Here is an 8,710-nt window from a genome sequence, read left to right as displayed (position 1 = left end):
GCGCCCGCCCCGATCGCAGTCCATCCCACGATCGTCGCGACGGGTACCCCGGCCGCGGGCAGCGACGACGCGATCTCGAGGGCCAACAACATGAGGAACGCACCGGGCGCACCGAGTCGCAGGGCGTCGACGACGAACGCACACGACGCCACCACCACCGTCATGGTGAGCACCACGAGCATCGGCCACCATGCGGATCCGCCCGCCGCGACGGCGCTGTGCACCACCGACCCGACGGCGGCTCCGAGACCGGCCAGCGCGACGAGCACGCACCCGAGGATCCCCACCGCCCGCCACCGCACCCGGTACGGACGGGTCTCGCCGTAGACGACGGCGAACGCCCCGAGCGTCGCGATCGCGGACACCGGCCCGGCTCCGGCGAGGACACCGGCCAGTCCGGGCACCGCTACGGTCACGGCCGCGCGCGCGACCCCCGGCCATTTGCGTCCCAGCCTCGGTATTCCCACCATCGCCGGCCACGGGGCAGCAGGGGAAGGAATCGGCAGGTCTACTCGGGGCACGACCATTCAGATTAGGAGGATCGCGGTCGCAGCCCCGAATCCGAAGCCTCGGGTGAGGCGCATCTCACCCGCTACAGCGCGGTGACCTTCGACGCGACGGTCGGGCGCACCGGCTTCGGCGCCGCACCACAGCTCGCCGGTCGCGCCGGCAGTTCGTGTAGCTCGACGTCGACGCGCCAGGCGCGGCCGTCGCGGTGACGCACGATCGGTGAGGCTGCCTCGTCGACGGTGAGGGCATCGATTCCGGCGGCTGCGTCGATACCGGCGGCGGCGTCGAGTTCGCGCACCGCGATCTCCGCGACCTGACCGGCGGCGGCCCACGTGCTGCGTCCCCGCAGCCCCGGCAGGTACACCTCGCCGGCGGCTGCGGCACGCACCGCGTCGGCGCTGTGCGCGGCGTCGAGCCGACCGTAGGTATAGCCGGTGGGCAGCAGGATCATCGACGGTGCGAAGCGGTGCCCGCCGGTGTGCGAGCACTCCCACACCGTGTCGCCGAACTGCTGCGCGAGGGCGGCCGCGATCGGGCGGCCCCGCACCGCGCAGCACTGGTCGCGTTTGCCGTGTGCGCACACCAGCACGATCGGGTCGGTCACCGCGGCGCCGAGAAGGGGCGCCGGGCCGGTGACGACCCGGGGCACGATGTCGAGCAGCTCGGCCGGTTCGGTGATCTCGAGGCGTTCGCACCACGTGTTGCCGGGTTCGGTGCGGGCGATCAGCACGGTGCGGGTCGGGCGCTCCACGTCGCGACCGGGACGGCGGATGAACTGGATGCGCACCCCCGCCGCGTCGGCGCGGGCGGACAGTTCGGTGGCGAGCTCGGTTCCGAGGGCGGTGCCGTCGAGCACGTCGCGGCCCCACCCGGAGGGAACCTCGAGGCACACATATCCCGCGGCCGTGGCGGCGGTGCCGGGCAGCGGCTCCTCGGGGACGGACGGCGCGGAGCAGATCGGGGCGGCGATGGTCACCCGGCCATTGTCGCCGGTGCGGTCGTTCGTGGAAGCGTCGGCCCTCGGCGAGCTCCAGGACGAACTTCTCAGCCCTTCTCACCGCGCAGACGTCGCAACCCGGCGCGGGTCCACACGCGCAGGAATCCTTGGGACAAATAGGCGAAGCAGCCGAACGCCAGCGCCCACTTGGTGACGCTGATCGTCGAAGCGGCGCGAACCGTGGTGTCGTCGATGCGGTCGCGGTGGTCGAGCAGATACAGCCCGGCGATGTTCTCGACGTAGTCGCTCGCCGCCGCGGCCACCGATGCCACGGCGAGGGTGCGGCGGGTGCCCGCCGACAGTGGACGATACTGGTCCAGCGACCGCGCTCCGGCCCGCAACGCAATCGCAAATGTCAAGGGGTGCACCATGTCCCAGTAGTAGTGCTGCCGGTAGCGCTGCAGGTCCTCGGGCTGGAGATTGTCGAGGATCTTCCGGTACTTGTCCGCCGAGAAGGTGGTCTGGATCGCGCCCACGGTCGGGGCCGTGGACCCGAGGACGCGGGCAACGTTGGCCTGGGAAACCACGAACACCGCGGCCGAGCCGAGGAGCCGACGATCCGATGCGGTGAGAGCCATGCGCACGATGCTACCGACCGCGCAGCGCCTCCGGGTGAATCATTCGGTGCCGCCATCCGCGCGGCCGGGCGACAGCCGCCGATGCCCGGCTGCGCGCGGATGTCCGCCACGTCCGCTTCTCGAATTCCCTGCCACATCGTCGAATTCGCGGTATCGACTCGAGCCGTCACCTGCAGTACGCGCGAACCGGTGGCGTGCACTATGGTCTACAACCGCAACCGCACATCTTGGGGGGATGAACGTGCCGGATTCGATCGAAGCCGACCTGGATCACATACTTTCGGTCTCTGCGATCTTTCGATCCGTTGCGCGCAGGGTCGGTGAGGTCGACACGGAACAGGTATCGGCGGGAGCGGCCGACGGATTCCCGGGCGGAGCTGCGATCGTCGACGCTTTGGCACCCGTGCAGTCTGCCGTCCAGCGCGCGTTCGTCATCCTCGCCGACCGCGCGTACTCGACCTGCGACACCATGGACCGCGTCTGCGAGGACTACAGGAACACCGATGATTTCTTTGCGGCCGAATTGAATCGGGCAATCCCGTCGTGATCCCGTCGATCACGAACGTCCGAAACTGGACCCCTGCGGTACTCCACGACCGTGCGCTGGCCGTCGACGGGCTCACTTGCGTCCTCGGCGGCGCCCGTGACGAGTACGCCACCACGGCATCGACGCTGTGGCAATCGTGGGTGGGTCGCGCGGCCGAGGCCGCAGAGGATCACCTCGACCGGGAACACCGGCACTTCCGTGCGATCGCCGAGGAACTCATCGCCGTCTCGGATCAGCTCCGCCGGGCCGACACCGCACTGACCTTCGCCGTGCTGTCCGCGCGCAATGCGATCGCGAATGCCGAACGCAACGGATTCACGGTCGACGATTCCGGGATCACAGCAGGCCCGGACACCGGCGCACCCGAGACCGCGATCGAACACGCAGAAGCGATCCGTGCGGCAATACAGACCGTCGGCGAACTCGACGATCACTATGCGCGAGCCCTCACCGAGATCGTCACGAACCTGCTCGAGATCATCCCGAAGGGGGCAGTTCTCTCGCCCGGCGAAGCCGCCCACGACTGGGCGTCGCTCACCGACGGGACGCTGGACGCCGACGAAATCGGGCGGTTGCTGTCCAACCTGACGGCCGCCGGGCTCGACGGGAACGCACTCGCGGCGCTCGCCGCCGGAAACGAGATCTCGATGCTTCCGGCGGGATCGATCCGCTATCTCGAGGAGTTCTACCGCCAGGGCGGCACGGACGGCTTCCTCGCGTTGCAGCACGCGCTCGAACAGGACGGCAGCCCCAGGGCGGTCGCGGCCGGGCAGGCACTGGCCTCGGGAATTCTCACACTGTCGAACGAGAACGTCGTGGATGCCGACGGACAGCGCGGCGGCTGGGATCGGCTCCCCGCCGACGTACGCGACCTGGTCCGGTTGAATCCGCAGACGCCGCCGCCGGCGACTCTGTCCGAGTTCCTGGATTCACGCTCGCCGTTCGAACGCGAGCGATTGGAAGGCACTGCCGGAGCCGCGGCCGTGGCGCATGCCGCGATGCTGAACGACCCCGGTGACGACTACGCCCAGCGTGTCGGCCTCCAGAACGATTTCTGGCGGTACGTCGCGGCAGCGGACGGTGTGCCCGGCACACAGCTCGCCACGGAACTAGTCCGGGCCGCAGCCACCCAGGTGGAACTTGTCGCCGCCGATCCACCCGAGCGCACGGTCGTCAGCGACGCGGCCTACCGATTCCCGGGCGATGTCGGCGAATCGCTGCTCGATGTCGCCACTCGCAACAACGAGGCGAATGCCCGGATTCTCACCGACGACTTCGACGGCGACGGAACACCCGATTCCCGCCGCGACACGGTTCTCGATCCACTGTTCGCCCACGAATGGCACGACGAGGGAGCCTCCCTCGGCCGGCTCACGTCGTGGATGACGGACGACGCACTCGCAGCGCACGCGACGGGTGACACCGGCTCCCCCGACTTCGATCGCCGGGACCGGGCGGACCGGGCGGCACTCGGGCTCGCCACTTATCTCTCCGATCCCGACCACTACGAACGATTCATGGATATGCACGGGCCGGACTCCTCGAATCTCGGGGAGGTGAATCCGGAACTGCTGCACGCCGCGAGCCGGGGGCTCGTCGGCTACATCCCGCACCTCGCCGGTATCGATACGGACAGCAGCGAATGGGGAACCCGCGCACTCGAATCGAGCGACGCCGGCGACAAGCGGTTCGTCCACGCCCAGCGGGTGTTCTCGCTCATGGCAACCGGACAGGATGCGAACACCACGTTCATGGGCGGTGCGCTCGCCTTCCAGGAAAGCTACGACCACGTATTCGTGCGCAGCCTCGTCGAGCCCGATAAGTGGGGAATGATCTCGCCCGACACGGCCGCCGCCGGAAACAGCGCACACATCCAGGCACTGATCGACACCGGCATCTACGGCGCCGCGCTCGAACAGTCACGGGACCAGGAGAACATCGCGAACTTCGTCGCCGAACGACGCAACCAGGCATACGACGTCGGCTACACGATGATGCGCAATGCGGTCGCCTCGTTCCTCCCCGCGAACTTCACGGTGGGAATGGGGAGGACATGTTCAATCCTTCTGTCCGGGACATCTTCACGCTTCCCGAGACACCGACGGAGAACTACGCGTTCACGGTGAACGAATCGATGTTGGACTCACACAACGATATGCGCATGATGCGATATTTGATCGAGGAGGTCGGGACACCCCGGCACCCCGCCGCAGTCCAACACTTGACGCTGATCGGATTGCTCGACGAAAACGCGATGCTGGCGGACAACGCTGATGCGCAAGCCCAGCATGATGCCCAGACGATTCGAGCCAGGATTTCATCCGCAATGATCGCCGAATACGGCACCAACCTGCTCGAACGCTACAACGACGAGTACCGTCTGAGCTACGTTGACGTCGCACCCGCCACACATCTCGGCGCGGACAGGTGACGCATGAGATTCACCACCTACGCCAAACTGGCGGCTGCGATTGTCGTGCTGACCGCGTGCAGCACTCCCCAATCCGCGGATCGAGAAAATGCGACCACGAATACGCCCGGGCAGGAATCGCTCCCGGATCGCTCCACGTTGTCGCACAGATGGTTTGCTCCCCGACATGTCGACCTGGATGCGCCCGCAGTTCAGGTCGCACGCGCCTACCGCGAATCCGACAACCTCTATCGGAGCACCGGGGATCTGCGGGCGGCGCACCCGGGCTTCGACGGCCTGTTCCGAAGGGGCCTGGACGCCCACACGACTCCCTATCGGAGAACAGGAACGATAGACGACCACATCCTCGATGTCCGATCGATTACCGACCGCAGGGACCGGACTGTCACTCGGGTGGTGATCTGTGAGGATCGGACAGGGATCGCGGAGCCGACCGGCGATATGTGGACGGTCCGGGAAACAGGAAGCGGACCGATCGTTCTCGTCGTCGAACGCGTCGGTGATACGCGCGAACCGGCTTCCCTGGATCCCGCAGCTCGCGTCTCCAGCCCGGCGTGGAATGTGTTCGACGGTTGGAAAGTCGAAGACAATCTCGGCGCCACCGATGCCACCCGCGAATTCTTCTCCCGCGACGATCCCGAGGATACACACCTCGAGAACCTTTGCCTGTTCGAACAGCCCCGTCTGAGACCTGATGTCCAACCCGGCGACGTTCTCACGACCGCACCCGTCGTCGAAGTACCGGTCCCCGGCTGGCCGACCGAAATCCGCGCGCCCGGATGACAGCCGCCGACGACCGGCAGCGCGCGGATGTCCGCCTCGCAAGCGGCTGCGGACGACTCCCTCAGAGTTCGGCGACCTTCAGCAACATCTCGGCGACGACCTTCGGTTCCGTGATCATCAGGTCGTGCCCGGTCTCGATCTCCCAGACCCGTTGCGCACCATCGGATCTTCCCTCTTTCACACCTTCGATCGCGCTCAATTCGGAGATGCACACGACGTCGGTTCGGGGAATCTTCCGCATCGCGGCCTCGTTGATCAACAGCAGCGGTTGGACGAAGGTCTCGAGCGGATGCGGCGTGAGCCGATTCTGCATCCAGTCGAGATCGTCGGGGTCGGCGACCCCGTACAACCGCCCCATCTCGGGTATCGGCCACAACACGAGTTCGGCACCGTTGACCTCGCGGACGGTGCTGCGCGCGAATTCCATGAGGGCGGGGGCGATGTCGGTGAGGGATTGCCCGTCGGCGGGGCTCGCGGCGTCGAGATAGACGAGGTGACGGATCCGGCCCGGCGCCCGGTCCGCGACTCCGGTGATCACCATGCCTCCGTAGCTGTGACCGACGAGGATGACGTCGGTCAAGCCCTCGAATTCGAGGACCGCGAGGATATCGGAGATGTGGTGATCGAGATCGATACCCGGACGCACCAGATGGGCACGGTCACCGAGACCGGTCAGCGTCGGGGTGTGGACGTCGTGGCCCGCGGCGCGCAGCAGCGGCGCCAAGCGCCCCCAGCACCACCCGCCGTGCCCACCGCCGTGCACCAGAACAAATGTCGCCACCACGTACCCGCTTCCCCCTGGCAGAATCCCGTTCCAAAAGATGAATACCACGTTCTCCCGCCGACGCGAAATGGGCGGTTCGCGTCAAATGTCGTAATCGACGACGACCGGCGCGTGATCGCTCATCCGACGATCCGCCGACGGTTCCCGGTCCGTACCCGCCACGGTCGCGGTGCGTGCCAAACCCAGAGTGGCGAGGTGGTAGTCGATCCGCCACCCGACGTCGTTGGTGAACGACTCCCCCATCCACGACCACCACGAATACGGGCCGTCGACTCCCGGATGCCGGCTGCGAACGACGTCGACGAGGGTGCGCGGCGAGAGCAGCGAATCGAGCCACGCGCGTTCCTCCGGCAGGAACCCCTCGGCCTGATTGCTGCGCCGCCAGTTCCGCACGTCGTGCCGGGTGTGCGCGATGTTGAGATCGCCCATCAGCAACAGTTCCCGGCCCTGCGCCTTCGCCGCGCGACGCGACCGCGTCAGTTGCCGCGCGAACGCGGCGAGGAACCGCATCTTGCGCTCGTACCGGGCGCCGCCGTCCGGCGCCTCCCGCATCCGCCCCGGCTTCTGCAGGTGCGTCGGAAGACCACCTTTCGGCAGATACAGCGACGCGACGGTGAGCGGCGCGTCGGCCAGATCGACCTCGATGTACCGGCCCTGGCCGGCGAACTCGCCCAACCCGCGCGCCAACGACACCGGTCCGAGATCGAGCCGATCGAGGTGTTCCTCGCCGGGTGCACGCAGCAACGCGGCCCCGCTCCAGGTGCGCACCGCAGCCGGTGGCTGCGCGGTCAGGATGCCGACGCCGTTGCGGCCGGCGAGAGTGCCCTCGTCGTAGGCGAAGTGGTACTTACCGAAGACGCCGGGCGGAATCGCAGCGGCCGGGGCGCGGACCTCCTGCAACGCGACCACATCGGGGTCGCGTTCGCGCAGCCAGTCCTCGAATCCGCGCCGCTGCGCCGCGCGGATTCCGTTGATGTTGAAGGTCGCGATCCGCACAGTCAGTCCATGAGAAACGGCAGCACGGCCGCTTCGAAGTCGCGGAAACGGTCGCGGTGGATGCTGTGCCCGCATGCGATGTCGCGGAGAGTGCAACTCGGCAGTGCCGCGGCAGCCTCGGCGAGCAGGTGCGGATCGACCATGCTGCCGGGCCGCGCGCCCCGCAGGAACAGGGTCGGCGCGGCGAGGTCCGGCAGCCTCTGCCACCACTGCGGATCCGGGGTGCGGAACTGCTCGATGGCCGAGGCGGTCATGCTCCGGTCGAACGCGATGGTCGCGCGCGGGTTGCGCACCAGACTGCTCGTCGCGTGCCAGAGTTCCGCGACCGTCGGACGGCGGGACGGGATCTCCGGGACGGGATCGCCGGCGCGCAGCGGCAGCGGCGACTCCTCGAGCACGAGACGGCGGACGAGGTCCGGGCGATCCTGAGCGATCAGCGACCCGGTCCGGCCGCCGAGCGAATGACCGACCAGGTCGATGGTGTCGAAGTTCAGGTGGTCGCACAAACCGGTGATGTCGGCGGCGAACTCGCCGAACAGGTACGACCCGGCCCGGGCGCTGCGTCCGTGCCCTCGCAGGTCGATCGCGACGACCCGGCGTCCGGCGGTGACGAGCCTGCGTGCGAAGCGGTCCCAGGTGCGGCTGTCACCGCCCATGCCATGCACCAGTACCACCGGAACGGGGTGGGCGCGGGTGCTCGGCGCCGAGTCACGGTAGGCGATCGCCACACCGTTCGGCTCGGCTGTCAACACGGTTTCCACGGACATCGAGCCTACTCAGTCGTAGACCCCCTCCACCTTCCAGCCGCCCGAGGTGTGGATCACCAGCAGCGCCCGCGACCCGTCGAGCAGCACCTGCAGCCGCGCCACCGCCCGGGCCTCGGCCGGATCCCACCAGTACTCGTCGACCGGCCAGGGTCCGGCCCAGCCCACCACCTGCCATCCGCGGCTTCCCCACCGCAGATGTGCCGGTGCCGCGCTCAGCAGCCCGCGCTCGGTCACCGCAACCTCCACTCCCGCGTCGTCGAGCAGCGCGATCGACGGCGGAACGGTCAGCACCATGGCCGGGGCGGGTGGCGGGAGCC

At 68.0% G+C, this 8,710-nt stretch carries 8 protein-coding genes and 2 pseudogenes; 3 read left to right on the top strand and 7 right to left on the bottom strand.

Annotated elements, in window-relative coordinates; translation table 11 throughout:
* The 3 genes and pseudogenes from ACN675_RS26155 to ACN675_RS26145 all read right to left on the bottom strand — a co-directional run.
* Positions 1–470: pseudogene (locus tag ACN675_RS26155) on the bottom strand (FUSC family protein); the annotation flags it as partial.
* 122 nt (positions 471–592) lie between these two features.
* A complete protein-coding gene (locus ACN675_RS26150; protein WP_420753600.1) occupies positions 593–1,486 on the bottom strand; it encodes a sucrase ferredoxin in 894 nt (297 codons plus the stop codon).
* A gap of 68 nt (positions 1,487–1,554) precedes the next feature.
* Positions 1,555–2,085 carry a hypothetical protein gene (locus tag ACN675_RS26145; protein ID WP_420753599.1) on the bottom strand — a complete coding sequence of 177 codons (531 nt, stop codon included), beginning with the start codon at positions 2,083–2,085 and terminating at the stop codon, positions 1,555–1,557.
* A 235-nt stretch (positions 2,086–2,320) separates the two neighbouring features.
* Here ACN675_RS26145 and ACN675_RS26140 point away from each other — a divergent pair, with 235 nt between their 5' ends.
* The 3 genes from ACN675_RS26140 to ACN675_RS26130 are packed head-to-tail and all read left to right on the top strand — an operon-like array spanning position 2,321 to position 5,063.
* Positions 2,321–2,632 carry a hypothetical protein gene (locus ACN675_RS26140; protein ID WP_420753598.1) on the top strand — a complete coding sequence of 104 codons (312 nt, stop codon included), beginning with the start codon at positions 2,321–2,323 and terminating at the stop codon, positions 2,630–2,632.
* Positions 2,629–4,758: a hypothetical protein gene (locus ACN675_RS26135; RefSeq protein ID WP_420753597.1), complete on the top strand. Its 2,130-nt coding sequence runs from the start codon at positions 2,629–2,631 to the stop codon at positions 4,756–4,758. The genes ACN675_RS26140 and ACN675_RS26135 overlap by 4 nt, the downstream gene beginning before the upstream one ends.
* Positions 4,755–5,063, top strand: a complete 309-nt coding sequence (locus ACN675_RS26130; RefSeq protein ID WP_420753596.1) for a hypothetical protein — start codon at positions 4,755–4,757, stop codon at positions 5,061–5,063. Before ACN675_RS26135 ends, ACN675_RS26130 begins: the two co-directional genes overlap by 4 nt.
* A gap of 844 nt (positions 5,064–5,907) precedes the next feature.
* Here the strand turns inward: ACN675_RS26130 and ACN675_RS26125 are convergent.
* The 4 genes and pseudogenes from ACN675_RS26125 to ACN675_RS26110 form a co-directional block, all read right to left on the bottom strand.
* Positions 5,908–6,627, bottom strand: coding sequence for an alpha/beta fold hydrolase (locus tag ACN675_RS26125; protein WP_420753595.1), 720 nt, complete (start codon positions 6,625–6,627; stop codon positions 5,908–5,910).
* Positions 6,628–6,711: 84 nt separating this feature from the next.
* Positions 6,712–7,626, bottom strand: a complete 915-nt coding sequence (locus ACN675_RS26120; RefSeq protein ID WP_420753594.1) for an exodeoxyribonuclease III — start codon at positions 7,624–7,626, stop codon at positions 6,712–6,714.
* A gap of 2 nt (positions 7,627–7,628) precedes the next feature.
* Positions 7,629–8,393: an alpha/beta fold hydrolase gene (locus tag ACN675_RS26115; RefSeq protein WP_420753593.1), complete on the bottom strand. Its 765-nt coding sequence runs from the start codon at positions 8,391–8,393 to the stop codon at positions 7,629–7,631.
* Between the two features lie 9 nt (positions 8,394–8,402).
* Positions 8,403–8,710, bottom strand: a pseudogene (locus tag ACN675_RS26110) (DNA polymerase Y family protein); the annotation flags it as partial.

It is taken from the genome of Rhodococcus sp. O3, from assembly GCF_048897285.1.
Taxonomy (GTDB): Bacteria; Actinomycetota; Actinomycetes; order Mycobacteriales; family Mycobacteriaceae; genus Rhodococcus.
The sequence above is the reverse complement of the archived record's forward strand: the minus strand, read 5'-3'. Positions and strand labels throughout refer to the sequence as shown.